General features: G+C 57.2%; 23 protein-coding genes. 10 read left to right on the forward strand and 13 right to left on the reverse strand.

Annotated elements, in window-relative coordinates:
- Nucleotides 1-77 precede the first annotated feature (77 nt).
- The 5 genes from NH344_RS14275 to NH344_RS14295 all read left to right on the forward strand — a co-directional run bounded on the left by NH344_RS14275 (nt 78) and on the right by NH344_RS14295 (nt 3,723).
- The gene (locus tag NH344_RS14275; RefSeq protein WP_044629947.1) at nt 78-1,493 is read left to right on the forward strand and encodes an RNA polymerase factor sigma-54; all 1,416 of its coding nucleotides are present in this window, start codon (nt 78-80) and stop codon (nt 1,491-1,493) included.
- A 97-nt stretch (nt 1,494-1,590) separates the two neighbouring features.
- Nucleotides 1,591-1,899, forward strand: coding sequence for a ribosome-associated translation inhibitor RaiA (gene raiA / locus NH344_RS14280; RefSeq protein WP_027335376.1), 309 nt, complete (start codon nt 1,591-1,593; stop codon nt 1,897-1,899).
- A 4-nt stretch (nt 1,900-1,903) separates the two neighbouring features.
- On the forward strand, nt 1,904-2,371 hold the full coding sequence (gene ptsN / locus NH344_RS14285) for a PTS IIA-like nitrogen regulatory protein PtsN (protein ID WP_044629945.1): 468 nt from the start codon (nt 1,904-1,906) through the stop codon (nt 2,369-2,371).
- Between the two features lie 65 nt (nt 2,372-2,436).
- Complete coding sequence (gene rapZ, locus NH344_RS14290) at nt 2,437-3,360, forward strand: RNase adapter RapZ (RefSeq protein WP_253028061.1); 924 nt, start codon at nt 2,437-2,439, stop codon at nt 3,358-3,360.
- Nucleotides 3,361-3,453: 93 nt separating this feature from the next.
- Nucleotides 3,454-3,723, forward strand: a complete 270-nt coding sequence (locus NH344_RS14295; protein ID WP_054641294.1) for an HPr family phosphocarrier protein — start codon at nt 3,454-3,456, stop codon at nt 3,721-3,723.
- 27 nt (nt 3,724-3,750) lie between these two features.
- On the opposite strand, the gene pmbA is transcribed toward NH344_RS14295, so the two are convergent.
- Complete coding sequence (gene pmbA, locus NH344_RS14300) at nt 3,751-5,091, reverse strand: metalloprotease PmbA (protein ID WP_058577873.1); 1,341 nt, start codon at nt 5,089-5,091, stop codon at nt 3,751-3,753.
- A 95-nt stretch (nt 5,092-5,186) separates the two neighbouring features.
- Here pmbA and yjgA point away from each other — a divergent pair, with 95 nt between their 5' ends.
- Nucleotides 5,187-5,708: a ribosome biogenesis factor YjgA gene (gene yjgA, locus NH344_RS14305; protein ID WP_044629941.1), complete on the forward strand. Its 522-nt coding sequence runs from the start codon at nt 5,187-5,189 to the stop codon at nt 5,706-5,708.
- A gap of 9 nt (nt 5,709-5,717) precedes the next feature.
- On the opposite strand, the gene tldD is transcribed toward yjgA, so the two are convergent.
- From tldD to NH344_RS14340, 7 genes are read right to left on the reverse strand one after another with little or no spacing between them, the layout of a single operon-like run.
- Entirely contained in the window at nt 5,718-7,172 is a 1,455-nt protein-coding gene (tldD, locus tag NH344_RS14310; protein WP_062373372.1) for a metalloprotease TldD, read from the reverse strand.
- Nucleotides 7,169-11,020, reverse strand: a complete 3,852-nt coding sequence (locus NH344_RS14315; protein ID WP_353734466.1) for an AsmA-like C-terminal region-containing protein — start codon at nt 11,018-11,020, stop codon at nt 7,169-7,171. The genes tldD and NH344_RS14315 overlap by 4 nt, the downstream gene beginning before the upstream one ends.
- Before the next feature lie 2 nt (nt 11,021-11,022).
- Entirely contained in the window at nt 11,023-12,486 is a 1,464-nt protein-coding gene (rng, locus tag NH344_RS14320; RefSeq protein ID WP_044629938.1) for a ribonuclease G, read from the reverse strand.
- A 59-nt stretch (nt 12,487-12,545) separates the two neighbouring features.
- A complete protein-coding gene (locus tag NH344_RS14325; RefSeq protein ID WP_044629937.1) occupies nt 12,546-13,148 on the reverse strand; it encodes a Maf family protein in 603 nt (200 codons plus the stop codon).
- A complete protein-coding gene (gene mreD, locus NH344_RS14330) occupies nt 13,141-13,629 on the reverse strand; it encodes a rod shape-determining protein MreD (protein WP_044629936.1) in 489 nt (162 codons plus the stop codon). The genes NH344_RS14325 and mreD overlap by 8 nt, the downstream gene beginning before the upstream one ends.
- Nucleotides 13,629-14,570, reverse strand: coding sequence for a rod shape-determining protein MreC (mreC, locus tag NH344_RS14335; protein ID WP_044629935.1), 942 nt, complete (start codon nt 14,568-14,570; stop codon nt 13,629-13,631). Before mreC ends, mreD begins: the two co-directional genes overlap by 1 nt.
- Before the next feature lie 23 nt (nt 14,571-14,593).
- Nucleotides 14,594-15,631 (reverse strand): rod shape-determining protein, encoded by a 1,038-nt coding sequence (locus tag NH344_RS14340; protein ID WP_016913467.1) that lies wholly within the window; start codon nt 15,629-15,631, stop codon nt 14,594-14,596.
- Between the two features lie 229 nt (nt 15,632-15,860).
- On the opposite strand from NH344_RS14340, the gene gatC reads away from it, so the two are divergent.
- Genes gatC through gatB form a run of 3 tightly spaced genes read left to right on the forward strand, consistent with a single transcriptional unit; the run spans nt 15,861 to nt 19,122 of the window.
- Complete coding sequence (gene gatC, locus NH344_RS14345; protein WP_054641298.1) at nt 15,861-16,148, forward strand: Asp-tRNA(Asn)/Glu-tRNA(Gln) amidotransferase subunit GatC; 288 nt, start codon at nt 15,861-15,863, stop codon at nt 16,146-16,148.
- Nucleotides 16,149-16,207: 59 nt separating this feature from the next.
- A complete protein-coding gene (gene gatA, locus NH344_RS14350) occupies nt 16,208-17,668 on the forward strand; it encodes an Asp-tRNA(Asn)/Glu-tRNA(Gln) amidotransferase subunit GatA (RefSeq protein ID WP_044629934.1) in 1,461 nt (486 codons plus the stop codon).
- The gene (gatB, locus tag NH344_RS14355; protein WP_089675513.1) at nt 17,668-19,122 is read left to right on the forward strand and encodes an Asp-tRNA(Asn)/Glu-tRNA(Gln) amidotransferase subunit GatB; all 1,455 of its coding nucleotides are present in this window, start codon (nt 17,668-17,670) and stop codon (nt 19,120-19,122) included. The genes gatA and gatB overlap by 1 nt, the downstream gene beginning before the upstream one ends.
- 77 nt (nt 19,123-19,199) lie before the next feature.
- On the opposite strand, the gene sixA is transcribed toward gatB, so the two are convergent.
- The 4 genes from sixA to NH344_RS14375 form a co-directional block, all read right to left on the reverse strand.
- Entirely contained in the window at nt 19,200-19,694 is a 495-nt protein-coding gene (sixA, locus tag NH344_RS14360; protein WP_240312644.1) for a phosphohistidine phosphatase SixA, read from the reverse strand.
- Nucleotides 19,687-20,778 (reverse strand): NAD(P)H-dependent glycerol-3-phosphate dehydrogenase, encoded by a 1,092-nt coding sequence (locus NH344_RS14365; protein ID WP_044629970.1) that lies wholly within the window; start codon nt 20,776-20,778, stop codon nt 19,687-19,689. Before NH344_RS14365 ends, sixA begins: the two co-directional genes overlap by 8 nt.
- Nucleotides 20,779-20,902: 124 nt before the next feature.
- On the reverse strand, nt 20,903-22,807 hold the full coding sequence (htpG, locus tag NH344_RS14370; RefSeq protein WP_044629932.1) for a molecular chaperone HtpG: 1,905 nt from the start codon (nt 22,805-22,807) through the stop codon (nt 20,903-20,905).
- 98 nt (nt 22,808-22,905) lie between these two features.
- A complete protein-coding gene (locus tag NH344_RS14375) occupies nt 22,906-23,253 on the reverse strand; it encodes a YkvA family protein (protein ID WP_044629931.1) in 348 nt (115 codons plus the stop codon).
- 117 nt (nt 23,254-23,370) lie between these two features.
- Between NH344_RS14375 and NH344_RS14380 the strand changes: the two genes are divergently transcribed.
- Nucleotides 23,371-25,320 (forward strand): transglycosylase SLT domain-containing protein, encoded by a 1,950-nt coding sequence (locus NH344_RS14380; protein WP_044629930.1) that lies wholly within the window; start codon nt 23,371-23,373, stop codon nt 25,318-25,320.
- 29 nt (nt 25,321-25,349) lie between these two features.
- Here the strand turns inward: NH344_RS14380 and NH344_RS14385 are convergent, their stop codons facing one another.
- Nucleotides 25,350-26,006: a LysE family translocator gene (locus NH344_RS14385; RefSeq protein ID WP_044629929.1), complete on the reverse strand. Its 657-nt coding sequence runs from the start codon at nt 26,004-26,006 to the stop codon at nt 25,350-25,352.
- Nucleotides 26,007-26,162 lie beyond the last annotated feature (156 nt).

Genomic DNA, 26,162 nt, shown 5'->3' on the forward strand with positions numbered 1-26,162 from the left:
GTGGCATGCTTATTGCACTTGCACCAAGCCATAACTCACTCTAGGGTGGAGCTTTCTGATTAACGAGTGGTTCTCAGATGGTCATGAAAGCTTCTCTCCAATTGCGTATCGGCACACAGCTGACCATGACACCTCAGCTGCAGCAGGCTATCGCCCTGCTTCAGCTATCGACGCTGGACCTTCGTCAAGAAATTCAGCAAGCGCTAGATGCCAATCCCATGCTTGAGCAAGAAGATGAGTTTGGCGAGCAGGCTGTCAGTGAGCCTCAAGAGGCTGAGTGGTCCGAGAGCATCCCCAACGAACTCTCCGTCGACAGTGACTGGTCAGATACCTATCAAGACATAGGCAGCCTGGGTGGCAGCAGTGAAGGCCCCGACTTCGAGCGCCAAGCCGCTGGACAAAGCCTACATGGCCACCTGCTATGGCAACTGGCCATGACAGACTTTAGCCCGCGAGAATACGCCATCGCGGAAAGCCTGATTGATGCGCTGGATGCCAACGGCTATCTCACCCAGCCGCTTAATGACATTCGGGAAGGATTAAAAGCCCAAGGCCATGACAGCTTAAGCCAGCGGGAAGTGGAAAATACCCTGCTGCGCTTGCAGCAATTTGAGCCCACCGGCGTCTTTGCCCGAGACCTGCGTGAATGCCTGATGCTGCAACTCGCCTCACTACCTGAGGACACCCCTCTGCTAATGCCCGCCAAACGGCTGGTTCGCCAGTTTTTGGAAGCATTAGGCAAAGACGATATGCGGCTTCTCAAGCGCCGTTTAAGCCTTGATGACGAGCAGCTTGACGATGTCATCCGTTTAATTCGCAGCCTTGACCCACGCCCTGGGAGCACCTATGGCGTTACCGACGACAGCTACATCACCCCCGACCTAGTCGTTCGGCACGACAATGAAGGTTGGCATTTAGAGCTCAATCCAGAAGCACTACCACGCTTGCGTATACAGCCCGACTACGCCAGCTTGATCAAACGCGCAGACAAAAGCCAAGACAACCAGTTCCTCAAAGAGCACCTCCAAGAAGCCCGCTGGCTGATCAAAAGCTTATCGAGTCGCAATGACACGCTGCTACGAGTTGGGCGTGAAATTATTGCACGCCAAATTGGCTTTCTGGAGCATGGCGAAGAAGCAATGAAACCGCTGATTTTAGCGGATATTGCTGAAGCGGTAGAGATGCACGAATCCACCATATCTCGTGTGACCACGCAGAAATTTATTCACACGCCACGGGGCGTTTTCGAGCTTAAGTACTTCTTCTCAAGCCAGGTAAGCGGCCAAGACGGCGGCGACAGCCACTCCAGCACAGCCATTCGCGCCCGCATCAAAAAGCTGATTCAGGATGAGCCCTCAGGAAAACCGCTCTCCGATAGCCGCTTGGTGACTCTGCTTGAAGAGGGGGGCATTAGCGTTGCACGGCGTACTGTCGCAAAATATCGGGAGTCAATGGGCATTCCCTCGTCAAGTGAGCGCCGCCGTTTACGCTAGTTAAGCGGTACGTATGAACAAACTCAACGCAAGGGCTTTGCAATAGCGTAAAAAGGGTTACAATCGAAGTACAGTCCGATGGATAAGGAGCACGTCAATGCAAGTAAACATCACTGGTCATCACGTTGAACTGACTGACGCCTTGCGCGACTACGTTAACGAAAAGCTAGAGCGCGTTGAACGCCACTACGACAACATTACCACGGTGCAAGTGACCTTATCTGTTGAGAAGGAGCGCCAGCAAGCAGCCTGCACACTGCACGCTGCCGGTGCAGACCTTCACGCCGAAGCGCTTGATAACGACATGTATGCCGCTATTGATGCGCTAGCAGACAAAATCGATCGTCAACTCGTTAAACATAAGGAAAAAGCACAAGCTCGCGCCCAGGGCGCTGGTGTGCGTTAACTCAATGACGTTGGAAACCATCCTCCCCCCGGAGCGCGTGCTTTATGACGTTCCCGGGGGCAGCAAAAAACGGGTGCTGGAGTTTTTCAGCACCTTTATCGCCCAAAATACACCCAGCCTAGATAGCCAAGAGGTGTTTAGCCGACTCATTGGCCGCGAGCGACTAGGCAGTACGGGGATAGGCAACGGGGTTGCCATCCCCCACGCTCGCAGTCCTCACTGTAGCGCACCCATTGCTGGCTTTTTAAAGCTTGCTGAGCCAGTAGACTTCGACGCCATTGATGGCGACCCGGTGGATCTTGTGTTTGTGCTGCTGGTACCAGAAGAGGCAGATGACACCCACCTAGCACTGCTTGGCCAAGTGGCTACTATTATGAACGACGCCCATACGCGTCAGCAGTTACGTAAAGCCGATAGTCAGCGCGAACTCTTAGCACTTATTACCGCGAAGATTCGCGAACAAGCCGCCTAGGCTTTATGGGCGGTGACCACTGCACGCAGCGATAATTTCCTCCTATGTAAGCCAAGAGAGACGCTATGCAACTGGTGATCATTAGCGGCCGTTCAGGGTCCGGTAAATCTATCGCCTTACAAGCGCTAGAGGATCTTGGCTACTACGCTATCGACAATTTACCCGCCATGCTGCTGGGCTCATTAGTTGATGAACTACGTGAGCAAGGCGAGCGCACTCACTTAGCAGTGAGCATTGACGCACGCAACCTTCCTACGGCGCTTGAACGCCTCCCAGCTTTACTGGAAGAACTACGCCAGCGAGAAATTCGTTTTCAGGTCATCTATCTGACCACGGATGCGCGCATTCTTTTGGAGCGTTACTCAGCCACCCGCCGTCGCCACCCGCTTACCCGGGATAGCGAAATGACGTTGGAAGAGGCCATCAATAAAGAAGAAGAGACGCTGCTTGAAATTCGCGATCTCGCTGACTTGTTGATCGATACGTCGCGCTTATCCGTGCATGACCTGAGACGCCGCATTACTGATCAAGTCGCCCACCAGCGAAAAGATCAGCTAACACTGACGTTTGAGTCGTTTGGCTACAAACGCGGCGTACCCATGGATGCCGACTTAGTCTTCGATGTTCGCTGCCTGCCCAACCCTTATTGGGACCCTACCCTGCGCCAATTTACAGGGCGTGATGCTGATATAGTGGCGTTTTTAAGTAGCTACCCAATGGTCGAGGCAATGACCAATGATATTCAGGCTTGGTTGGAAAAGTGGCTTCCGGCTTACCAAAATAGCCAGCGAAGTTATATAACCGTGGCTATTGGCTGCACCGGCGGGCAACACCGCTCTGTTTATATGGTCGAACAGCTTGCTAAAAAGCTGGTTAAACAGACCGGAGAAGTACAGTTGAGACACCGTGAGCTGGGGTTACAATACACGCTGAGCGAAGAGCCTGCGGTGCCATGCGTTACCACACCCGCCGCTGGCAGCACGCCCTGAGTTTCAGGACCTAACTTTTAAGGCCTAAGCTTCTCAAGACCTAAGTTTTTCAAGACCTAAGTTTCAAGACCCACTCGGCAAAAAGGAACCAGAGTGCCCAAAAGAACCTTAACACTTACCAACCAGCGTGGTCTTCATGCCCGCGCGGCCACCAAACTGGTGAAATGTGGCCAGCAGTTTTCCGCGAATATCGTGGTTTATAAGCAGCAGCAGAAAGCCGATGCCGCCAATATTATGTCGCTGCTAATGCTGGCCGCCCCCTGCGGCACCGAGCTCACTGTCGCCGCTGAAGGAAACGACGCCGAACAGGCGCTAGATGCCATTGAAGCTCTGTTCGACGCACGGTTTGACGAAGACCAGTAGCTAGTTTACCAAGTCAGCACTTGTCGACTAGCTTCCTGCCACTGTCATCGCATCAATCAGCCAGCTACCCGTGTGAATACTGCCACGGGTATCCGTATCACTTCCCACACCGCTTAGCCCCGCGAACATCTTGTTGAGGTTACTAGCAATAGTGAACTCCTCAATGGGGTACTGTACTTCGCCATTCTCAATCCAGAAACCCGCTGCTCCCCGGGAATAGTCGCCAGTGACGCCGTTAACGCCCTGCCCCATGAGCTCGGTCACCCAAATACCACGCCCCATCTGTGTTAACAGCTCTTCCCGCGGCGTTAACGGCGCTAACAAGCGCATGTTGCGCGCGCCGCCCGCATTGCCCGTGGACTGCATTCCTAAACGACGCGCACTGTAGGCAGAGAGCATGTAACTCGCCACCCTCCCCTGATCAATAAACCGGTTGCTACGGGTTTGTACACCCTCCGCATCAAACGGTGAACTAGCCGTTGCTCCCACTTCCATCGGGCGCTCTTCTAACCCAAACCAATCGGGGAATAGCGGGCTACCCAAGCGATCACATAAAAACGAGGCTTCTCGATAAAGCGCGCCGCCCGCCAGAGCACCCATAAGGTGGCCGATAAGGCCGCTAGCAAGGGAGGGATCAAACAGCACAGGAAACGTTCCCGTCGGGGGGCGTCGCGCTCCTAGACGCCGCAACGTTCGCGCTGCTGCCTCGCGCCCCACCTCCTCTGGGTGGCGAAGCTGCTGCGGGTTACGCGCAGACGTATAGTCATAATCCCGCTGCATGCCTTGCTCATCTTGGGCAATCAGCATGCAGGAGAGTGAGTGACTGCTACCCTTTTGAGTCCCCAAAAAGCCGTGGCTATTGGCGTATACTCGCACGCCCTCACCGCTTGAGAGCGAGGCACCTTCTGACTGGTGAATACCTGCCACCTCGCGGCCAGCCTGTTCGCAGCGCAGGGCAAGGTCAATCGCTTCATCGGTTGAGAGCGCCCACGGATAGTGCACCTTCAAGTCTGGCAAATAGGTCGCCATCAGCTCTGCTTCAGCGAGGCCTGCAGCGGGATCCTCCCCGGTATAACGTGCAATAGCCAGCGCCTTTTCAACCGTGGCACGAATGGAGGCACTACTTGCATCCGTTGAGGAAGCGCTACCTTTACGTTTTCCCACATAGAGCGTGACCGCAATACCCTGATCACGAGATAGCTCAACGGTCTCCACTTCACCAAGTCGCACACTAACGCCCAACCCTTGGTCAACGCTCGCGCCGACTTCGGCGGCATCCGCCCCTAGCTGTTTTGCCAGGGCAAGCGCCTCTGTGGCGCGCTCCGTCAACTGCGCCTGCTGCGCCGTTGCATCAAATGCCTGTGCCATATGGCCTCCTTTTCACCTGAATCGCATTGGCGAATCAATGTTGTGGTCGCAGCCTGATATAATGCTGCAAACGAATCTAATCTGTGAGTTCTTATATGCCGAAGCAACGCCCCGAGCCTATCGATATCGATGAACAAGAAGAGCGCCCGAGTAAATCTCAGCTAAAGCGTGAAATGCATGCTCTGCAAGCGCTTGGCGAAACATTAATTGCCATGAAGCCTGCCGAGCGGGCGCGCTTTCCTTTATCAGACGATATGCTGAGAGCGATTGAAGAGACTTCTCGCATTCGCTCTCATGAAGGCCGCCGTCGCCATATGCAATACGTTGGCAAACTTATCCGCAAAGAGGATCTAACGGCCATTCAGGGCGTTTTCGATGCCATCGAACAAGAGAAAGAGCAGCGCGATCATGCGTTTCATCGCCTGGAAAAATGGCGTGACCGGCTAGTGGATGAGGGCGACGACGCCGTTGACCTGTTTATGGCAGACTACCCTAACGCCGATCGTCAGGCGCTGCGCCAGCTAGTGCGCAACGCCCGCAAAGAGCGCGAACAGGGCAAGCCCCCCACCAGCTCACGCAAGCTTTTCAAACACCTGCGCGATACGCTAGCGCTGTAAACCAGAGTCTCAAGAAGACTGCGTGCCGCCCACGGTCAGCTCATCCAGTTTCAGGGTGGGTTGGCCAACCCCCACCGGCACACCCTGGCCCTCTTTACCGCAAACGCCAATCCCGGTATCCATCGCCATGTCGTGGCCAATCATCGATACCCGGCCCATGGCCTCAGGCCCGTTACCAATCAGCGTTGCACCTTTCACCGGCGCGGTAATTTTACCGTCTTCAATCATGTAGGCTTCGCTCGCCGAAAACACGAATTTTCCCGAGGTAATATCCACCTGCCCTCCGCCAAAACTCACGGCGTAGATTCCCCGCTTAACGCTTTTAATGATATCGGCAGGGTCATCTTGACCAGCCAACATCACCGTATTGGTCATACGAGGCATCGGCAGATGAGCGAACGACTCGCGGCGGGCGTTGCCGGTAGGCGCCATCTTCATCAATCGCGCGTTTAACTTATCCTGCATATAGCCAGTTAAAATGCCATCTTCAATCAGCGGCGTATATTGGCCGGGTGTGCCTTCGTCATCCACGCTCAACGCGCCGCGACTATCAGCAACAGTGGCATCGTCAACCACTGTGACTCCCTTGGCGGCAACCCGCTGCCCCATTCGCCCTGCAAAGGCAGAACTGCCTTTACGGTTAAAGTCACCTTCCAAGCCATGGCCTACCGCTTCGTGCAGCAGAATGCCCGGCCAACCGGCACCTAACACCACTGGCATCTGCCCCGCTGGCGCATCAATGGCTTCAAGATTGACCAGCGCTTGGCGCACCGCCTCTTTGGCATAGCGTTCGGCAACGCCCTCATCCCGCAGACGCGACATGGAGTAACGACCACCGCCGCCAGCGCTGCCGCGCTCACGGCGGCCATCTTTCGCCGCAATAACACTGACGTTAAAACGCACCAGTGGGCGAATATCCGCCGCTAGGGTGCCGTCACTGGCGCGTACTAAAACCACCTCATAGGTGCCCGACAGCGACGCACTGACCTGGCTAATGCTCGGGTCGGCCGCTCTGGCCACGCGGTCTGCCTCTTTCAGCATGGCCACTTTGTCTTCTGCCGAAAGGCCCGCCAGTGGGTCGATACCTGCATAGTACGACGCCGCGCTGACTGGCATTACTTTCTGCCCTGGCAACTGCTTGCCGCTGCGGACAATGCCAGAGGCGGTACGGCCTGTATCCATTAGTGCATCAGCGGTAATTTGGTTGGAGTACGCAAACCCGGTTTTCTCACCTGCCAACGAGCGCACGCCAACGCCGCCATCAATGTTATAGCTGGCCTCTTTAACTTCGCCATCTTCCAGCACCCAACCCTCTTGCCAGGTGCGCTGAAAATAGAGGTCGGCGTAATCAATCCCCGCTCCCATGGCGTAGCCAAGGCCAGCATCCAGAGCGTTCAAATCGAGGCCACCTGGCGTTAGCAAAATGGAAACAGCGGACTCTATATCGCTTTTATGTGCGGTCATTGGGGGCCTTCTAAAGTCACTTGCGGCGAGGTCCAAGGGCCTCGCACGCGATAATAAATAGTGGTTGCTTGATCCAGCGCATCGCCAAAAATTTGGTCGGCAAGAAACAGTGCACCGCCCACAATGGGCGCTCCGACAGCAATGGCGGCGATGGGTAAACTTTGGCTAACCGGCAGTGTGACGCCTAGGCGCTGGTCAAGTTCACGCTGTAAGAGGTTAACACTTCCTGTTAGCGTCAGCGTGGTGGCGGGTGCATCAATTTGCAGGGGGCCACGAAGCAACAGCTGCCCTTCAGCTACATCGGCAGTGCCATGCACACGGTCAAAGGCCGTTCCCTGACCGGTTAGGTCAGAAAAATCGAACCGTAGACGGCGCAGAATGTTATCAAAGTTGAGCAACCCCACTAAGCGGGCAGGCGTCGATTCAAGCGTCACAAAACGGCCGTCGCGTATATCAGCACTCATTTCACCACCAGCCCGGCTTAAATCAAGCTGCCAGGGGGCTCCCGACCAAGTAAGCTCAGCAGCAAGGTCGGTGGTGCGGCTACGCATGGCTACCGGTTGGTTAAGCTGCTCCAGCGCCGTCCCCACATCGCCACCCTGTATGGAGATATCCGCTCGTGTACGGCTATTCACCGCATTGCCTTCCCAAACCAACTCGCCGCGTGCAGAAAGCTGTCCGAGGGTTAAACCAACTGGTGAGAGCGAAAAACGACGATCATCGGTTTGCCAGTAGGCGGTTAATGGGCCAAAGCGAGTGCCACCAACGCTAATATCCGCTAGCCGTAGCCTGCCGTTGGGCAGTTCAGCTAGCCAGTCGGGAATAGCAACGGGGGCTACATGCTGTGTTTCAATTGCATCAACCCAAGAGTCGGGGGCTGCGACAGTGGCATCATGCTCTTTGGCGGGCAGGTCCAGTAAACGATCTAGGACTAGCATGCTAATTGCAACATCAAGCGGCCGCTCGCTGGCGGGTTGGTAATCTAGGCGCCCAGACAACATATCGCCGCTAAGCTGAAGTGCTGCGCGCTGGCCGGTGAGTGTCCCTGAGGCGTTAAAAGCGCCAAAGCACTCGTCACGAAAGCGTAAACAGCCAGCACGTAGCAGTACTTCAAGCGGCGTGCTCTCGCCACTAGAAGCAGATGCCAAGGCGCCTCCCGACAATATCGGCGACAGCACAGCGTGCCATGCCATGGGGTCTAACGTATCGAGCCCTGCTTCAAGGCGCCAGCCAGGCTGGCTGGGCCAATTCGGTCGCTGCACTGCATTGCCGAGCACCACTTCGGCCGCTAGTGCACCACTATTCAACGTTTGGAATCTCGCAGCTGCCTTATCGGCCAATTGCGTCGATACTCGCCCGCTTTCAAACTCCGCGCGTAGCTGCCATGGCCACGGTTGATCGCTAGTCTTGGCAAACGGCTCGGGTAGCGCGCTGGTGATGCCAAGCAGGCGGCTCTCTAAGGTTAACACTGGACGAGCCGCAAGAGAGACCTCACCCTGCCACTGGGTGCGGCCACTCATCATTTGGCGAGCCTGCTCGGCAGGCAGCCCTGCCAACGACCACAGCGCAGACGACTCCACGCTGCCCTGCAAGGCAACACGCTGATCAGCCATCAGCTCTGCGCGAATATCACCGCCCTGCCACTGGCTGCTTAGCTCTCCTAACAGCGCATGCGCCTCACCCACCTGCTGCCAGCTGAGCCCACCATCCAGATCACGCAGGGTTATTGGTAGTGACGCGTAGCGCACAGCCGATAGCGCTGGCCGTGCATTAATCTCTAGCTGGAGCGCCTCCTCGTTATCCAGCGGCAGTACAAGGGCGATATCCCCTTCGATGATACCATCAACGGTAATATCGCTACGTGGTAGCGTGTCCATATCCGGCATGGCCTGAACAAAGTTCAGCAAGGATGCACCATCACTCTGAAGACTGCCTGATAGCTGAAGCGGCTGCTCTTTCTCCATACGTATCGTGCCTTGGGATACTTCAACGCCGTGGCTTTGGGCGTGCTCTACCTGGGCTTGAAGCACTCCTCCTTGCCACAGCAAGCGCCCCTCGACATCTTCCAAACGCGGCCACTCCGGCGCAATCGGCAAGTGGCCTTGAGTGACCTCCAGCGCGAGCGTTGCCGAGAGTTGATCTGATGAAGCCGCAGGTCCCAGGGGCTGACTAAGCTTCAGCGAACCTTGCGGCACTAAGCCACCAATATCGTTCTCCAACCACTCCCTCAGCTTCGGCTCAAATGCTTTCATGGGCAGCCACTGGGAGAGCGGGCGGGAGATCGCATCTACATCGGCAAATGCAATATCCAACCCAAATTGACCGCTTTGCTGCCCCGCGATCAAGCCGAACCCACCACTTACCTGGGCGCCATCCCAGTCCACATTGAGGTCACGGCCGCTAATCATGGTGTTAGGACCATCATACACCCACTCCACCACCCCTTCGGCGTGACTTAGCTGCATAGGTACATCGAAGAGTTCTGGAAAATAGAGCGTACTATCGCCTGCGCTGTTAAAGGTCACGCGGCCACGCAGGTCGCGAGCCTGCACCCAAGCGTCCAGCGGACCGCCTCCTGGCGCTTGCTGCCAGGGGAGTACAGCCACATTAGTAAGTGCAGCATCCACGCCCCATCGCCCCTCACGCTGCCCCAGGCTCAGCCCCTGCACCTGCCCTCGGGGCGAGAGCGTTTGCAATACCCGGGTGAGTGACTCAGGCAACAGCGCATACTCCCGCCAAGCCGCTAGCGAGGCGAGCTCAAACGCACTGGTTCGCAACTCCCACTGCCCCGGCTGGTGTGACAGATACCAGTGGTGTGGCAGCGCGGGGCCATCACCAACGCCTTCAGGCTGGGCCCACTCTACGGTTTCTGCATTGCCACTTAGCCACGCCTCACCGCCTTCGCTGTCGCGCAGCCACTGCCCACTGGCCTGAATGTTTCGCAGCACAGCGTACTCCACATCTTTACGTAGCGTCAGCTCGGGCACATCTAGTGCAAGCCGCGCATCAGCTAGCGCGCCTTCTTGCCAACGCCCCCATAGCTGCACATGACCGCCCACCTGTTCGAGAAAAGGCATGCGATCTGGCCGAAACAGTGCCGCCAGCACCACCAGATGATCCAACTGCATATCGAGCTGAAGCGCAGCAGAAAAGTCCCTAAAGCCTTGCTGACCGGGCTGCATTTCGGCACGCATGGTAATGGCGGGCAGCTCTGATGCCAGCACATCAGGCGCCTCGACAATATTCAGGGAGCCCTCTAATCGTGTGCGGCGATGATCGCCATTCAGAAGCAGCGAAGGTGCATGAAGCATCACAGTCTGCTGCTGGCCATGCAGCATGATGCGGCTGTTATCCACCCAAAGGCGCTGGCGCAGCAGCAGTCCAGCCCAGGCATCCAAGGATTCAAGGTCCACCTCTGGTTGTGGTGCTACCCCCAGCGGCAGCTTGGCCGGTGAAGGCCAGCCCCAGGCGATGTCAGGCTGCTGGTAGAGATGGAATTCGAGCCCAGACATACGCGCATCGCTGAAGATAGGCGCTAAGTGGCGCAACGTGGCCCAGGCATCCAAACGCAGCGACAAGCGATCAAGCCCTATCAGGGCCTGACCATCCGGCGTTTGCGCATGAAGGTCTTCCAGCTCCAGGTGCAGGACGTTGCGCTCCAGAGAGAGCGCTAGATGGTCGATGCTCACCGGCACGCCAATACGTGCCTCTAAAAGCGCCTCCAAGCGGGGGGACAATGCATCAACTTGGCTAGCAAAGAGACGCAGCGCTAACAGCAGTACCGCCAGCGTACCCAGCACAACGGCCACCCCTACTAGACAGCCACGAAAAAAAGAGCGTGGTGCCATCATTACATCAGTACGATGTCGTACTGCTCTTGGGAGTAGTGCTGCTCAACCTGAAAACGGATCGTTTTATTAATAAACGTTTCCAGGTCAGCGACCGCGGCAGACTCCTCATCAAGCAGCCTGTCCACTACTGGCTGGGATGCCAGCACCATATACGTTTCCGCACTATAAGCCCGCTCTTCACGCAGGATCTCACGGAAGATTTCGTAGCAGACCGTTTCAGGGGTTTTCAACGTGCCGCGACCACCACAGGTGGGACACGCTTCGCATAGTGTTTGTTCAAGGCTTTCCCGCGTGCGTTTACGGGTAAGCTGCACTAAACCAAGTTCGGTGACCCCGGTACATTTGGTTTTAGCATGGTCCCGCTCAAGCGCTTTTTCCAGCACGCGCAGCACTTGCCGCTGGTGCTCTACATCCACCATATCGATAAAGTCGATAATGATGATGCCACCTAAATTACGCAGCCTAAGCTGGCGGGCAATGGCAGTGGCGGCTTCCAGATTCGTCTTGAAAATAGTCTCTTCAAGGTTACGATGCCCCACATACCCACCGGTATTCACATCGATGGTAGTCATGGCCTCGGTGGGGTCAATTACCAAGTACCCTCCGGACTTGAGCTGCACCTTGCGACCTAGCGCTTTTTGAATCTCGTCTTCGACACTATAAAGGTCGAAGATGGGGCGTTCGCCGGGGTAGTACTCGATGCGATCAACAGCATCGGGCATAAACTCTTCAGCAAACTCGACCAGCTTGACGAAGTTCTCCCGGGAATCAATGCGTACTTTCTCGATATCATCCCGCATCACATCCCGCAGGGTGCGCATAAACAGCGGCAAGTCATCGTAGATGACGTTGGGAGGGGCGGCGGTGATTTTGCGCTCGCTGACCTTGCGCCAAATACGTAGCAAGAAGTACATGTCGCTGGCCAGCTCTTCATCGCCTACGCCTTCGGCCGCCGTACGCACGATAAAGCCACCCGTGACCTCAATGGTTTGCTCTTCGATACTTTTATCCAGCAGCGCTTTCAAGCGCTCCCGCTCGCGCTCATCTTCAATGCGCTGCGATACCCCGTGATGAGGCGAGTCAGGCATATAGACCAGATAGCGAGAGGGAATCGAAAGATGGGTAGTCAGCCGCGCCCCTTTGGTACCGATAGGATCTTTGGTGACTTGCACCACCAGCGCCTGACCTTCGTGTAGAAGCTGCCCGATGGTCTGCTGCTCGTCATTGGGCGTACCGGGTGGCATGACCTCATGGGCATGAATAAACGCTGCGCGCTCTAAGCCAATATCAACAAAGGCAGCCTGCATGCCAGGCAGTACGCGCACCACTTTGCCTTTGTAGATATTGCCTACGATACCGCGCCTGCGAGAGCGCTCTATTAGCGCCTCTTGCAATACGCCGTTTTCCACCAGCGCAACGCGGGTCTCCATTGGCGTTAAATTTATGAGGACTTCACCGCTCATGCAAAATTCCTTATTGGATGTCCTATTCCTTGCCAGCGCAGCGGGCGATGAGTCGGTGGTTACGAGGGATAACGGCCCGCCCAAACGGGAACCCCTTGCTGGCGTAGCAAGCGCGTTGTTTCAAATAGTGGCAGCCCCACCACAGCAGAGTGACTGCCCTGAATTTGTTCAATAAAAATGGCGGCTAAGCCTTGAATAGCATACCCACCCGCTTTATCGGCGGGTTCGCCCGTCAGCCAGTAGCAGGCGATCTCTTTTGCTGTTAACTCGCGCATGGTGACGTCCGTGGCCACACAACAGGAGAGTATACCTAGCGGCCCGCTTACCGCTACTGCCGTGAGTACCTGATGCGTGCGCCCAGAGAGCATTCTCAACATCTCAGCCGCGTGCTGTTGATTATTAGGCTTACCTAAAATGGTGCTATCAATAACCACCGCGGTATCCGACCCCAGCACGGGCAGCGCGGTTTTGCCCACCGCCGCCTGCGCTTTTGCCACCGCCAGCCGTTCTACATAGGCCGTGGGAGACTCTGCCTCAAGCGGCGTTTCATCAATATCGCTTGGCAAGACACTGACCGGCACACCGATAGAGGCCAACAGTGCCTGGCGGCGTGGTGATGCCGAGGCCAAACAGAGCACGGGGGTGTGGTTATCGTCACGCATTGGCCATTCGCCGCTCAATCGCTTTAAACATTGTGGAGAGCCACGGCCAGAGGAATGCGCTGACCAGCGATGGGATCAAGAAAGAGAGATGTATGGAAAAAACACCCGTCAGCGTTCTTAGCCACTGCTCTATCAGCTGAGCCAACCCTAACAGCACCAGCACCAATACCGACTGTTGTACCAGCGAATAAGCACGAAAACGGGGATACACTAGCGCGGCTAAAAACGTAAGAATCGAAAAAATCAGTGCATGCTGTCCAAGCGCTGTCCCCTCAATAAGATCCATCAAGAGGCCAAATACAAAGCCGTGAAAAACCCCAACTCGATCCGGCGCTTGCATACACCAATAAATCAACATTAGCCCAATCCACTCCGGGCGAAAAACCTGCCAACCATCGGCCAGGGGCATTACCTGTAAGCAGAGCGCAAAAATAAGGCTCAGCCAGACCACCACCAGTGGCACTACCGGCGCACGCGCCATTAGCGTTCCTCCTGCATGGCCGGGGAAGCTGGCTGCCCAAGCCGCTGGGCGGCATGGAGCGCATCGGCTGAAATATCCATGGACTCATCCCAAATAGAAGCATCCAACTCTTCGCGGGGTGGTGGAAAGAGCAGCAGGAAGTGGCGTGAACGCTGAAGCTGAGCCGAAGGTTCAGCAACAACCCGGGCAAATGGCTGGCCAGGGTCGTGATACACCTCGGTCACTCGCGCAACGGGGTAGCCCGGCGGAAAACGCCCTGCCAAACCAGAGGTGGTCAGTAAGTCACCTTCGCGAATATCCGCCGTATCCGGCACATGGAGAACGTTCACACTGCCGTAACGGCCAGTACCCTGAACAATAAAACGCAGCCCATTGCGGTTAACCTGCACTGGTAGAGCATGGCTTGCATCGGCTAACAGCAACACACGGCTAGAGTAGGCTGAAACAGCAGCCACCTGACCAACCAAACCCGATGCATCAATCACCGGCTGACCGACATAGGCACCGTTGCGGTGCCCACGATCCACCACCATTTGATGGCTAAACGGGTCATTATCCAGCGAGAGTAGCTCCGCCGTGATATAGGGAATATCGCGCCGCTCGGCAGCGCCAAGCAAGTTGCGTAGCTCGGCGTTCTCAGCCGTCAGGTTAGCCAAGCGCTGCCCGCGGTGAGAGAGCGTCAAGATTTGCTCACGCAAGTGGCGGTTTTCATCCACCAGCGCCTGCTGGTCGGCGAGTGCTAGCGCGCCCCAATTCAGCAGATCACTAGGCACACTGACTACCCACTGGATGGGAGCGACAATCGTGGTCATTTGGGCGCGCACATCTTCCATGCGAGTAAAACGATGGTCGACAAACATCAACGCGCTTGCCGCCAGCACACAGAAGAATAGCCGGTAACCGGGTAGCGGCCCGTGTGAGAACAGCGGTTTAATAGGCAATCCCCCGCGTTAAACCGCTGCGATCAGTCGCTCGACAGCAACTCAAAGGTATGCTGGTCAATCATCTCCAGCGCCTTGCCACCGCCACGCGCCACGCAGGTCAGCGGATCTTCGGCCACGATGACCGGCAGGCCAGTTTCTTCGGCGATCAGCTTGTCGAGGTCACGCAGCAGCGCGCCACCGCCGGTCAGCACCAGGCCGCGTTCGGCGATGTCGGACGCAAGCTCGGGGGGCGACTGCTCCAGCGCGCTCTTGACGGCAGATACGATAGAGCCCAGCGTTTCCTGGAGCGCCTCGAGAATCTCGTGGGAGTTGAGCGTGAAGCTTCGCGGGATGCCCTCCGCCAGGTTACGGCCGCGCACGTCGATCTCGCGCAGCTCGCCACCCGGGTAGGCACACCCGATCTCTTCCTTGATGCGCTCGGCCGTGGCTTCGCCGATCAGGCTACCGTAATGGCGGCGCACGTACGCGGTGATCGCCTCATCAAAACGGTCACCGCCTACGCGAATCGATTCTGAGTACACTACGCCATTCAGCGAAATAATCGCAATTTCAGTAGTACCACCACCGATATCCACGACCATCGAGCCCTGCGCTTCTTCTACCGGTAGCCCAGCACCAATCGCGGCTGCCATCGGCTCTTCGATCAGGAATACTTCTCGGGCACCCGCGCCTTCTGCTGACTCGCGAATTGCCCGACGCTCGACCTGAGTCGACATACAGGGTACGCACACCAGAACCCTAGGGCTTGGCGTGAGGAAAGTGCTCTGGTGCACTTTACGAATAAAGTGCTGAAGCATCTGCTCGGTAACGGTGAAATCGGCGATAACGCCGTCTTTCATCGGGCGAATAGCCGTAATGTTGCCAGGCGTGCGGCCGAGCATGCGTTTAGCGTCAGCACCTACCGAGGCTACGCTGCGCATATTGCCAGACTGGCGGATGGCGACTACGGACGGTTCATCGAGCACGATGCCACGACCGCGTACATAAATCAGTGTGTTGGCCGTACCCAAGTCGATCGATAGATCGCTGGAAAACAGCCCCCTCAAACGTTTGAACATGGATGTTGTTACCTAGTGCAGACCGGGAACCCTGTGCGGATGCAAACGGTATCACCGCAACCCCTTGGCAGCAAGCACGAGTCGTGCCGAACACTGCCCGTCAGGGCCATTATGTGGTACCTTTTGCGGCTATTTTCCACGTCTGCTCCGTCAGACGAATTTAAGATGACCGTATGTATACCGCTTAAAGCGAAATATGTTCCATCACGATTGCGAGGAAACCTCGATCATGGCGCTTGAAGAATCTCATGTGCGCCGGGCCGCACACTTGGCCCGACTCGCCGTTAGCGATGACCAAGCCAGTGGCTTTGTCGACGATCTCAGCCGCATTCTGGACATGGTCGACCAGCTCCAGAGCCTGGATACCGAAGGCGTCGCGCCGCTGTCGCATCCGCTAGACGCTACCCAGCGCCTGCGCGCCGATGAAGTCACGGAAACCAACCAGCGCGACACGTTCCAGCGCTGTGCCCCGGCAGTGGAAAACGGTCTTTATCTGGTGCCGCGTGTGGTCGAGTAACCCACGCCCACCGCTCGTTTCCGCTTATTCTATTCGCCCCTGAACGGAGCTTCCGGGTCATGCATGATAAAACCGTAACGCAGCTCGCCGCCGCCCTAGCCAGCGGCGAACTCTCCAGCCGAGAGCTGACTTCCCACTTTTTGCAGCGCATTGAGAAAGCCGACGGTCAGCTCAATAGCTTTATTACCGTGACCGCCGAACAGGCGCTAAGCCAGGCCGAAGCCGCCGATAAAGCGCGTGCTGACGGCAAAGCAGGCAAACTCACTGGCATTCCGCTAGCGCTAAAAGATATTTTTTGTACGCAAGGCGTCAAAACCAGCTGCGGCTCCAAAATGCTCGATAACTTTCTCGCGCCTTACGACGCCACCGTGGTAGAGAAACTCAGCGCTGCGGGCACCATTAGCCTGGGTAAAACCAATATGGACGAGTTCGCCATGGGCTCCTCCAACGAAAACAGCCACTACGGCGCGGTCAAAAACCCGTGGGACCTCGCTGCCGTTCCCGGCGGCAGCTCCGGCGGCAGCGCAGCGGCAGTGGCAGCAGGGCTTGTGCCTGCAGCCATGGGTACCGATACCGGTGGCTCTATTCGCCAGCCAGCGGCGTTCTGCGGCATTACCGGCCTGAAGCCCACCTACGGGCGGGTTTCCCGTTACGGCATGATCGCCTACGCCTCCAGTCTCGACCAGGCAGGCCCCATGGCGCGCACCGCTGAAGACTGCGCGCACCTGCTGAACGTGATTGCCGGTCATGATGTGCGCGACTCCACCAGCGTCGCCCGTGGCGTACCGGACTACACCGAGACCCTGAATGCTCCGCTCTCTGGCCTCAAAATCGGCCTACCTAAAGAGTACTTTGGCGACGGCTTGGACCCCGAGGTAGAGAAAGCCGTTCGTGAAGCGGTGAAAGTATATGAGTCGCTAGGTGCCACGGTACGCGAGGTGAGCCTGCCGCATACCCACTACGCGATTCCCGCTTATTACGTCATCGCCCCCGCCGAGGCTTCCTCGAACCTGTCGCGCTTTGACGGCGTGCGTTTTGGCCATCGCTGCGATGCTCCTACGGACCTGATTGATCTCTATACCCGCTCGCGGGCGGAAGGCTTCGGTGAAGAGGTGAAGCGCCGCATTCTGATCGGCACCCACACGCTATCGGAAGGCTTCTTCGACGCCTACTACACCAAAGCGCAGAAGGTTCGCCGCCTGATTCGCCAGGACTTCCTCGACGCCTTTGAAGATGTCGATGTACTGATGGGCCCAGCCTCCCCCACGCCTGCCTTCGACCTGGGCGCGAAGAAAGACCCGGTCTCCATGTACCTGCAAGATATCTACACCATCGCCGTTAACCTGGCGGGTATTCCTGGCATCAGCGTTCCCGCAGGCTTTGCGGGCGGTCGCCCGGTAGGCTTACAGATATTGGGCACCCACTTTGCCGAAGCGCAGCTGCTCAACGTGGCCCACCAGTTCCAACAAGCGACCGACTGGCACCTTCAACTGCCCGCCTTTGCCGAGGAGAACGCCTAATGCAATGGGAAACCGTGATTGGGCTGGAAGTTCACGTTCAGCTCGCAACGCGCTCTAAGATCTTTTCCGGTGCCTCCACCGCGTTTGGTGCCGAGCCGAACACCCAGGCCTGCGCCGTTGATTTGGGCCTGCCGGGCGTCCTGCCAGTACTGAATGAGCAGGCCGTCGCCATGGCCGTGCAGTTTGGCCTCGCCGTCCACGCTGAGATTCCTGAAGTCTCGGTGTTTGACCGCAAAAACTACTTCTACCCGGATCTTCCCAAGGGTTACCAAACCAGCCAGATGTATCATCCCATTGTGGGTGCTGGCGACGTTGAGATTACCCTGGATGACAACACCACCAAACGGATTCGCATCCACCACGCCCACCTGGAAGAGGACGCCGGCAAGTCGCTGCACGAAGACTTCCACGGTATGACCGGCATCGACTTGAACCGGGCAGGCACGCCGCTGTTAGAGATCGTTTCAGAGCCAGATATGCGCAGTGCGAAAGAAGCGGCCGCCTATCTCAAAGCGATTCACTCCATCGTCACCTATCTGGGCATTTCCGACGGCAACATGGCCGAAGGCTCGATGCGTTGCGACGTCAACGTGTCGGTACGCCCTAAAGGGCAAGAAGCGTTTGGGACTCGTGCAGAAATTAAAAACGTCAACTCGTTCCGCTTTGTGGAGCGCGCCATTGCGTTTGAAGTCGAACGTCAGATTGAACTGATTGAAGACGGCGGCAAAGTAGTGCAAGAGACCCGCCTGTTTGATCCAGAGCGCGACGAAACCCGCAGCATGCGCACCAAGGAAGAGGCGAACGACTACCGCTACTTCCCCTGCCCCGACCTGCTGCCGGTGGTGCTGGATCAAGCCTACCTGGATCACCTGCGCAACCAACTGCCGGAGCTGCCCGCCGATAAGCGTGCCCGCTTCCAGAATGAGCTAGGCCTGTCGGCTTACGACGCTAACGTGCTATCAGCCAGTCGTGAAATGGCGGAGTTTTTCGAGGAAGTACACCGGGTATGTGGCGACGCCAAGCAGGCGGCCAACTGGGTACAGGGCGAACTTTCCGGCGCGCTGAACCGCGAGAATCTGAGCATCCAAAATAGCCCAGTGTCAGCCCAACAGCTTGGCGAACTCATCAGACGTGTGCTGGATGACACCATTAACGGTAAAGCCGCTAAGCAAGTGTTCCAAGCGCTATGGAATGGCCAGGGCGAGAGCGCGGATGCCGTCATCGAGGCAAAAGGCTTAAAGCAGGTGACCGACACCGGCGCGATTGAAGCGATGATCGATCAAGTCATTGCCGAAAGTCCGGCGCAGGTGGCGCAGTACCGTGATTCCGAGCCCGAGAAGCGTGGCAAGATGATTGGCTACTTTGTGGGTCAGGTGATGAAGGCATCACGCGGCACGGCTAACCCGCAGCAGGTCAACGGCTTGCTGAAAGAGAAGCTGGATGCGCTGCTATAGAAAACGCGCATAGGTGCGGTGATAGACCACAAGCGGCTGCTTCGGCAGCCGCTTTTTTTTATGGCTGATTTTTATGATTAGGACAGCTGGCTAGGCTGGGTAAAGCGCTTAAGCTGCGCGCAGCCCGCCGCCCAGACGTCAGCCTCTAGCTCGACAATGGCCGCCGTGGGGAAGCCAACGCCCTGGCTTGGCGTGCCTTCGACCAACAACCCAGCCAAGTCGCCCACCAAGGGCATGTGGCTGACCAGCATAATCGGCGCGTCATCACGATGAGTGAGCAACCACTCGCTCACATCGCTCGGCGGGTCTTCCGGGGTAATAAATGACAGCGTGTTAAGCGGCACGCCCAAGGCATCGCTAATCCGCTGGGCGGTTTGCTGAGCGCGCACATAGGGGCTTGCGTAGAGCATTGGCAGCGTCAGCTCGCCCTGCTCAACGCGCGATGCCAGCCAGCGGGCCATGGTCTCGGCCTCGCGCTCCCCTCTGGGCGTCAGCAGTCGGGCGTGGTCTGGAAAACCTGGGGCGGCTTCGCCATGGCGCATAATCAATACGCTATTCATACCGCTATTCATCGCAACCTCCGCTGTTGTGTTGGCCCTGGTGGGCCTGCTCGCGATGCGCCTGCTGAACCGCTTCCCGGGGCAGGATAAATTCCACATCGCTGCTCTGCTCTCCCATCATGAGCGTACTCGCCATTTCTTGTGCGGGCACCCCATCGAAGAGCACACGATTCAACCCTTCGGCCAACGGCATATAAACCCCCATCTCGCGCGCTTTTGCGCAGACCAGCTTGACGGTATTGACGCCTTCCGCCACTTGGCCAAGCGCAGCCACCGCTTCCTCTAACGACAGCCCCGTACCCAGTGCATGGCCCACGCGGTAATTGCGCGACAAGTTAGACGAGCAAGTGACGATCAGGTCGCCCACGCCTGCCAAACCAAGAAACGTCATGGGGTTGGCCCCCTGGGCAACGGCGAAACGGCTCATCTCGGCCAGCGCTCGGGTCATCAGCATGCTGCGGGTGTTCTCCCCCATCCCCAGCGCCGCGGCCATGCCCGCTGCAATGGCGTAAATATTCTTTAATGCGCCCCCCAGCTCCACGCCGTGACGATCATTACTGGCGTATACGCGGAAATAGCGACAGCCCAGCACTTGCTGTACTCGAGTGCGCGTTAGCGCATCCGCACTGGCGATCACCGTGGCGGTCAACTGCTTGTCAGCAATCTCGGAGGCCAAATTAGGCCCTGCAATGACGCCAGTATGGGGGAAGCCGGTCTCCTGCTCCAGCACTTGGCTCATCAGTAAAAAGCCATCTTGCTCAATCCCTTTGGTGGTGCTGACCAGGATTTGTTCGGGCGAGAGCCAGGGCTTGGCCGCTTGCACCACGCTGCGAAACGCTTTCGACGGGATGGCAATCAGCACCAGTTCGGCACCCGTCAGCACCGATTTCAAGTCGGTCAATGCGGTGACGGCAGGGTTGATCGCATAGTCGGGAAGATAGCGGCCGTTGCGGTGCTCTCGGTTGATCTGCGCGACCAGCGCCTCGTCGCGCAACCATTGACGCACGTTAGCGCCATTGTCGGCGGCGATACTGGCCAGCGCGGTACCAAAACTCCCGCCCCCCAGCACCGCGACGTTACTTTGCTGCTCTGCCATAGCCATGTCCTGAGTTCTTTTACGTAACGGTGGGCCTCAACCCCCATTTTGATAAGCACTATCTTAACAAAACAAGCGGCCCGCTTGGTCAACCAAGCGGGCCGCGACTAGCGAGCTTAGGGCATTAAGCCGTCAACACACTATTGAGGCGCTTCACGTAGGCAGCCGGGTCGTCCAGATGGCCGCCCTCGGCAATGATCGCCTGATCCAGAAGGATGTGGGCTAACTGGCCAAATAGATCACCCTCTGCATTTTCCAAACGGGCCACTAGGGCATGGTTGGGGTTGAGCTCCAGAATGGGCTTCACCTCCGGCAGCTTCTGGCCTGCGGCTTCCATAATGCGGCGCATTTGGTAGCCCATCTCGTGCTCGGGCAATACCACGCAAGCGGGCGAATCGGTCAGGCGGTGGGTGATTTTGACCTCTTGAACGCCATCGCTCAGCACTTCTTTGACGCGCTTTACGAGATCTTCCTTCGCCTTGGCCGTCTCTTCCTGGGCTTTTTTCTCGGCTTCGTCTTCGACATCGCCCAGGTCCAGCTCGCCTTTGGCCACGTCGGCGAAAGACTTGCCATCGAACTCGGTCAGGTGGCTCATCAGCCACTCATCGATACGATCGGAGAGGAGCAGCACCTCGATACCTTTCTTGCGGAAAATCTCCAGGTGCGGGCTGTTCTTCGCGGCATTGAAGCTATCCGCCACCACGTAGTAGATCTTCTTCTGACCTTCCTTCATGCGCTCGACGTATTCGGCCAGAGAATGCTCCTGGGCGGACGTGTCGGTATGCGTGGAAGCAAAGCGCAGCAGGCCGGCGATTTTTTCGCGGTTAGCGAAGTCTTCACCTGGGCCCTCTTTCAGCACACTGCCAAAGGTGTTCCAGAACGTTTGATACTGCTCGCTATCTTTGGACAGTTTCTTGAGCATGTCCAGCGCACGCTTGGTGAGCGCCCCTTTGATCTTGTCGACCTTGGGGTCCTGCTGCAGCAACTCACGGGAGACGTTCAATGAGAGATCGCGCGTATCCAGCACACCCTTGATGAAACGCAGGTAGAGGGGCAGGAACTGCTCGGCATCATCCATGATGAAGACACGTTGCACGTAAAGCTTCACACCGCGCGAGCCATCACGGTCGAACATGTCGAACGGTGCGCGGCCCGGCACGTAGAGCAGGCTGGTGTACTCGAGCTTACCCTCGACTTTGTTGTGACTCCAGGTAAGCGGGTCACTGAAGTCGTGGGCAACGTGCTTGTAGAACGCCTTATACTCGTCGTCGCTGATCTCGCTCTTCGGGCGCGCCCACAGCGCGGTAGCTTCGTTGACAGTTTCCCACGTCGTCACTTCGCTACCTTCGATCTCGTTACCGTCGTCATCCTTGGCGGTTTCGACCTTGGGCATACGCACCGGCACTTCGATGTGGTCAGAGTACTTGCGCACCAAGCTTTGCAGGCGGTAGTCGTCGGCGAACTCTTTTGCATCGTCTTTTAAATGCAGGGTGATTTCCGTGCCGTGAGCGTCACGCTCGATGTCGGCAACAGTAAACTCGCCTTCGCCTTTGGAGCGCCACTCGACGCCTTCAGATGCGGCGGTGCCCGCTTTACGAGTACGTACGACCACTTCGTCGGCCACGATGAAGGCCGAATAGAAACCAACCCCGAACTGACCGATCAGCTTGGCGTCTTTTTGCTGCTCGCCGGAGAGCTGCTTCAAAAACTCTGCCGTACCGGAACGCGCGATGGTGCCCAAGTTGGCAATCACATCTTCGCGGTTCATGCCGATACCATTATCGCGCAGCGTGATGGTGTTGGCGTCGCGGTCGTGCTCGATCTCGATACGCAGCTCGCTATCGCCTTCGTATAGAGCGTCGTTATCGAGTGCGGCATAGCGTAACTTGTCACAGGCATCAGCGGCGTTGGAAATCAGCTCGCGTAGAAAAATCTCCCGATTCGAGTACAGGGAGTGGATCATTAGATTCAGGAGCTGTTTGACTTCCGTCTGAAAGCCAAGAGTTTCTTCATGGGTCGCAGTCGTCATGCGCTTAGCCCTCATTGATCACGTGTTGCTTGACGCCTCTGCCCACAGGCAGAGGCGGAAAAGGTAGTGAACTCAATATGGGGATAAGTGAAGGGATTTCAAGAAGGTGTGCGTGAAGAAGCGGTGGCTGCCTCAGTAGCCGATTTCCAAGCGCGATAGTCGGCCAACTGCGTATCGACGCGGTTTAGTAACCAGCCTACGATCAATACGTCATCGACCACTCCTAGCAGCACCAAAAAGTCGGGGATCAGGTCGAATGGCATGACCAGGTAGGCCAACGCCAGCGCCATGGTGCCAAACGCAGACCAGGGAATCGGCCTGAAATCTCCTTTCAGCACATCGCGGGTCATGGGTAAAAATAGCTTGAGCGCACGGGCGATACGTTTAACGGCCCATACGCGTGTTTTCAATCGACGAAACAATCCCCAAACGGATAATCGTGCCATCGTTATCGAATCCTCTTAGTGTCACGATTGTCAGAACCTTATCTGTGCGTATAGTTCACTTGTCCGTATAGTTCACTATTGCGCCTTTGACCCTACCAGCGAGCAAGAGGGAGTGCCATGCCGGCTACGCCATTACGTTCTACCCTTCGCACTCTATGCGCAGCAGCCATCATCGGCCTACCGACGGGGAGTTGGGCAGCCACTGATGACGCTATGCGTGATGCGCTCAACGCCGCACGCCAGCAGCAGTGGCAACACATCGATGAGCGCGCCATCGAAGGACACATACTCAGCGGTTATGTCACCTATCACCGCTTACGCAACCAGTTGCCCAACGTGGCCGCCAGTCAAGTGCTGCAGTTCATCGAACAGCATGCCGACTCTCCGCTATCGGAATGGATGCGCGGCCAAGCCATTGCCAAATATGGTCATGCAGGACGTTACGGCGATCTACTCACCGTCGCCGATGGCGAGCCTGCTGGAACGGCACGTCAGTGTTACTACTACATGGCGCTCATCGACCGTGCCCCAGAAGAGTCGCGCCGCGCGGGCTTGGCGCTTTGGCGAGTAGGCAGCTCACAGCCCGATGCCTGTGACCCCCTTTTCAACCGCCTACGGGCCGATGGCACTATCGATGCGACCGCCATCTGGGAACGCAAGATGCTAGCTTGGCAAGCGGGCGAATCGCGCCTGAGTAACTACCTAGGCGGACTACTGAGCAGCGAGTGGCAAACGGCCCTCGACACAGTGGACGCGGTCAGCAACAACACCAGGGCTATCACCAGCGCCCCCACCTGCCTAGGCCCGGAGTGCAGAGCCACGGCGGCTTTCTACCAAGCCGCCATGCAGCGCCTGACCCGAGACGACACGCCTACCGCTTTCGCCGCTTGGCAGCAGCTCTCGCCGCGCTTGAACTTAACGTCGCTAGAGCGCCAAGTGATCGATGAGGAACTGGCGTTCTATGCCCTTGTACGCAATGTACCTGGCACTCTGGGCTGGGTCGATAGTGTGCTGCCCTCTCTAGAGAGCGAACGCGTGCTGGAGCTGCGCGTACGTCGCGCCTTGGCAGACCGCCAGTGGACAGAGGTGATGCACTGGATTGCTGAAATGCCTTCCAGCCAGCAAGAGAGCAGCCGCTGGCAGTACTGGCTGGGGCGTGCCAACGAACAGCTGGGTAATCAGGAAGCTGCTCAGGCGCGCTACCAGCAGGCTGCCCAGGACCGTAGTTTCTATGGCTTTGCCGCCGCTGAGAAAATCGGCCAACCGTACCGACTCAACCACGAGCGCCACCACTTCGACGAAGCCACCCGCGAGGATATCGCGCGACTGCCCGCCGTACAGCGAACGCAAGCGCTGCTGCGTATTGGCGAAGAGGGCCTGGCCAACAGCGAGTGGCTGCATGCCGTGCGCGAAGCATCGCCTTACCAGGCTCGTGCCCTCGCCGACTACGCTGCCCAGCAGCAGTGGCATGCCCGGCTGGTACAAACCACTATTGCTGGCGAGATGTGGGATGCGTTGGAGTGGCGCTTTCCACCCGCTTACCGCGATGACTTTTTGGCTTGGGGTCATCAAACCGGCGTTGACCCTTATCTGCTGATGGCAATCACTCGCCGAGAAAGCGCCTATAACCCGGTTGCCCTCTCTCCTGCAGGTGCACGTGGCTTAATGCAGTTAATGCCGGGCACTGCCGCGCAGGTGAGCCGCCAGTTGGGGCTTAACGACCCCGGGCCTTATGGCGTACTGGAGCCTGAACTGAATATTCGCCTGGGTAGCACTTACCTTCGCGACAAGTTAGAACGCTATCAGGGCAACCGCTTAGCGGCGACTGCCGCTTATAACGCAGGCCCTGGTCGCGTAGACCAGTGGCTGGGCAGCAACAGCATGGAGTCGTTCGACCTGTTCGTGGAGAGCATCCCCTTCCGCGAAACCCGCGATTACGTGCAGGCCGTACTGAGCTATCGGGTCATCTTCGAGAGCCTGGCCAACGGCGGTAGCAGTGAAGGCGTTTCGCTATTGAACGACAGCGAGCAGAGCGTTCGCTACGACCGCGCGCTGGTTCAACGCTAAGCCTGTCTCCGCTCCCCTCCCGCGCCCGGTCACACCGGGCGCTGCTCCAGCGCCAGCCGCAGCCCGAACATGACCAGCACCGCCCCCGTGGCCGCATTCAGGGTTTGTGCAAAGCGCGCGCTGGCCAGCCATTTGCTGGCGCCTCCCACCATCAGCACCACGCTGATCTGCCAGATATTAGCAATGACAAAATGTACGCCTGCCAGCCAGAGTGATTTCAGCAGCGCAGGGTCGGTGGGTGCGATAAATTGCGGCAAAAACGCCATATAGAAAATCACGGTTTTAGGATTCAGCACATTCGAAAGAAGCCCCTCTTTGATCGGCTGCCAAAGCGGCACTGGCATGGACTCCTTCATAACACCTTTCACCGGCAGCGGTGTTCCCTGGCGAGCTGCCAGCAGACTAGTGATACCCAGCCAAATCAGATATGCCGCCCCTGCCAGCTTCAGCATATTAAACGCCCAAGCCGACTGCAGCAGAATGAATGAAATCCCTAACGCAGAAACGGTGGCATGCACAAACAAGCCGCAGCAAATCGCTACGCTAGTGGCCACCCCGTCCCGAATCCCGCCTCGCGCTGTATTACGGATCACCAAGAGCGTGTCTACCCCTGGGCTTATCGATAGCAGCGTAATTGCCACAACGAAAGGGATAAACTGCGCATCAATAAGATTGAGTTCCATCATGGGCCAGGCTCGCTGAGTGATAAAAAATCGGGTAAGCGGATTAAATGGTTGATCTTACCTTTGCATGAGAGTGAGACAGACCGGCATCTCATCGGATTATCTGGTTGATGCTTCACCTACTGCTGGTGCATGTTTCCTTCGCTAATTCCAGCAAGA

It is taken from the genome of Halomonas sp. Ps84H-12, assembly GCF_024124725.1.
Classification (GTDB): Bacteria; Pseudomonadota; Gammaproteobacteria; order Pseudomonadales; family Halomonadaceae; genus Vreelandella; species Vreelandella aquamarina.

What these genes read in the sequence shown, in the direction of transcription:
- NH344_RS14275 (WP_044629947.1), top strand. Translation starts at nt 78, where the DNA reads ATGGTCATGAAAGCTTCTCTCCAATTGCGTATCGGCACACAGCTGACC.
- raiA (WP_027335376.1), top strand. Translation starts at nt 1,591, where the DNA reads ATGCAAGTAAACATCACTGGTCATCACGTTGAACTGACTGACGCCTTG.
- ptsN (WP_044629945.1), top strand. Translation starts at nt 1,904, where the DNA reads ATGACGTTGGAAACCATCCTCCCCCCGGAGCGCGTGCTTTATGACGTT.
- rapZ (WP_253028061.1), top strand. Translation starts at nt 2,437, where the DNA reads ATGCAACTGGTGATCATTAGCGGCCGTTCAGGGTCCGGTAAATCTATC.
- pmbA (WP_058577873.1), bottom strand. Translation starts at nt 5,091, where the DNA reads ATGGCACAGGCATTTGATGCAACGGCGCAGCAGGCGCAGTTGACGGAG.
- yjgA (WP_044629941.1), top strand. Translation starts at nt 5,187, where the DNA reads ATGCCGAAGCAACGCCCCGAGCCTATCGATATCGATGAACAAGAAGAG.
- tldD (WP_062373372.1), bottom strand. Translation starts at nt 7,172, where the DNA reads ATGACCGCACATAAAAGCGATATAGAGTCCGCTGTTTCCATTTTGCTA.
- NH344_RS14315 (WP_353734466.1), bottom strand. Translation starts at nt 11,020, where the DNA reads ATGGCACCACGCTCTTTTTTTCGTGGCTGTCTAGTAGGGGTGGCCGTT.
- rng (WP_044629938.1), bottom strand. Translation starts at nt 12,486, where the DNA reads ATGAGCGGTGAAGTCCTCATAAATTTAACGCCAATGGAGACCCGCGTT.
- NH344_RS14325 (WP_044629937.1), bottom strand. Translation starts at nt 13,148, where the DNA reads ATGCGTGACGATAACCACACCCCCGTGCTCTGTTTGGCCTCGGCATCA.
- mreD (WP_044629936.1), bottom strand. Translation starts at nt 13,629, where the DNA reads ATGGCGCGTGCGCCGGTAGTGCCACTGGTGGTGGTCTGGCTGAGCCTT.
- NH344_RS14340 (WP_016913467.1), bottom strand. Translation starts at nt 15,631, where the DNA reads ATGTTCAAACGTTTGAGGGGGCTGTTTTCCAGCGATCTATCGATCGAC.
- gatC (WP_054641298.1), top strand. Translation starts at nt 15,861, where the DNA reads ATGGCGCTTGAAGAATCTCATGTGCGCCGGGCCGCACACTTGGCCCGA.
- gatA (WP_044629934.1), top strand. Translation starts at nt 16,208, where the DNA reads ATGCATGATAAAACCGTAACGCAGCTCGCCGCCGCCCTAGCCAGCGGC.
- gatB (WP_089675513.1), top strand. Translation starts at nt 17,668, where the DNA reads ATGCAATGGGAAACCGTGATTGGGCTGGAAGTTCACGTTCAGCTCGCA.
- sixA (WP_240312644.1), bottom strand. Translation starts at nt 19,694, where the DNA reads ATGAATAGCGGTATGAATAGCGTATTGATTATGCGCCATGGCGAAGCC.
- NH344_RS14365 (WP_044629970.1), bottom strand. Translation starts at nt 20,778, where the DNA reads ATGGCAGAGCAGCAAAGTAACGTCGCGGTGCTGGGGGGCGGGAGTTTT.
- htpG (WP_044629932.1), bottom strand. Translation starts at nt 22,807, where the DNA reads ATGACGACTGCGACCCATGAAGAAACTCTTGGCTTTCAGACGGAAGTC.
- NH344_RS14375 (WP_044629931.1), bottom strand. Translation starts at nt 23,253, where the DNA reads ATGGCACGATTATCCGTTTGGGGATTGTTTCGTCGATTGAAAACACGC.
- NH344_RS14380 (WP_044629930.1), top strand. Translation starts at nt 23,371, where the DNA reads ATGCCGGCTACGCCATTACGTTCTACCCTTCGCACTCTATGCGCAGCA.
- NH344_RS14385 (WP_044629929.1), bottom strand. Translation starts at nt 26,006, where the DNA reads ATGATGGAACTCAATCTTATTGATGCGCAGTTTATCCCTTTCGTTGTG.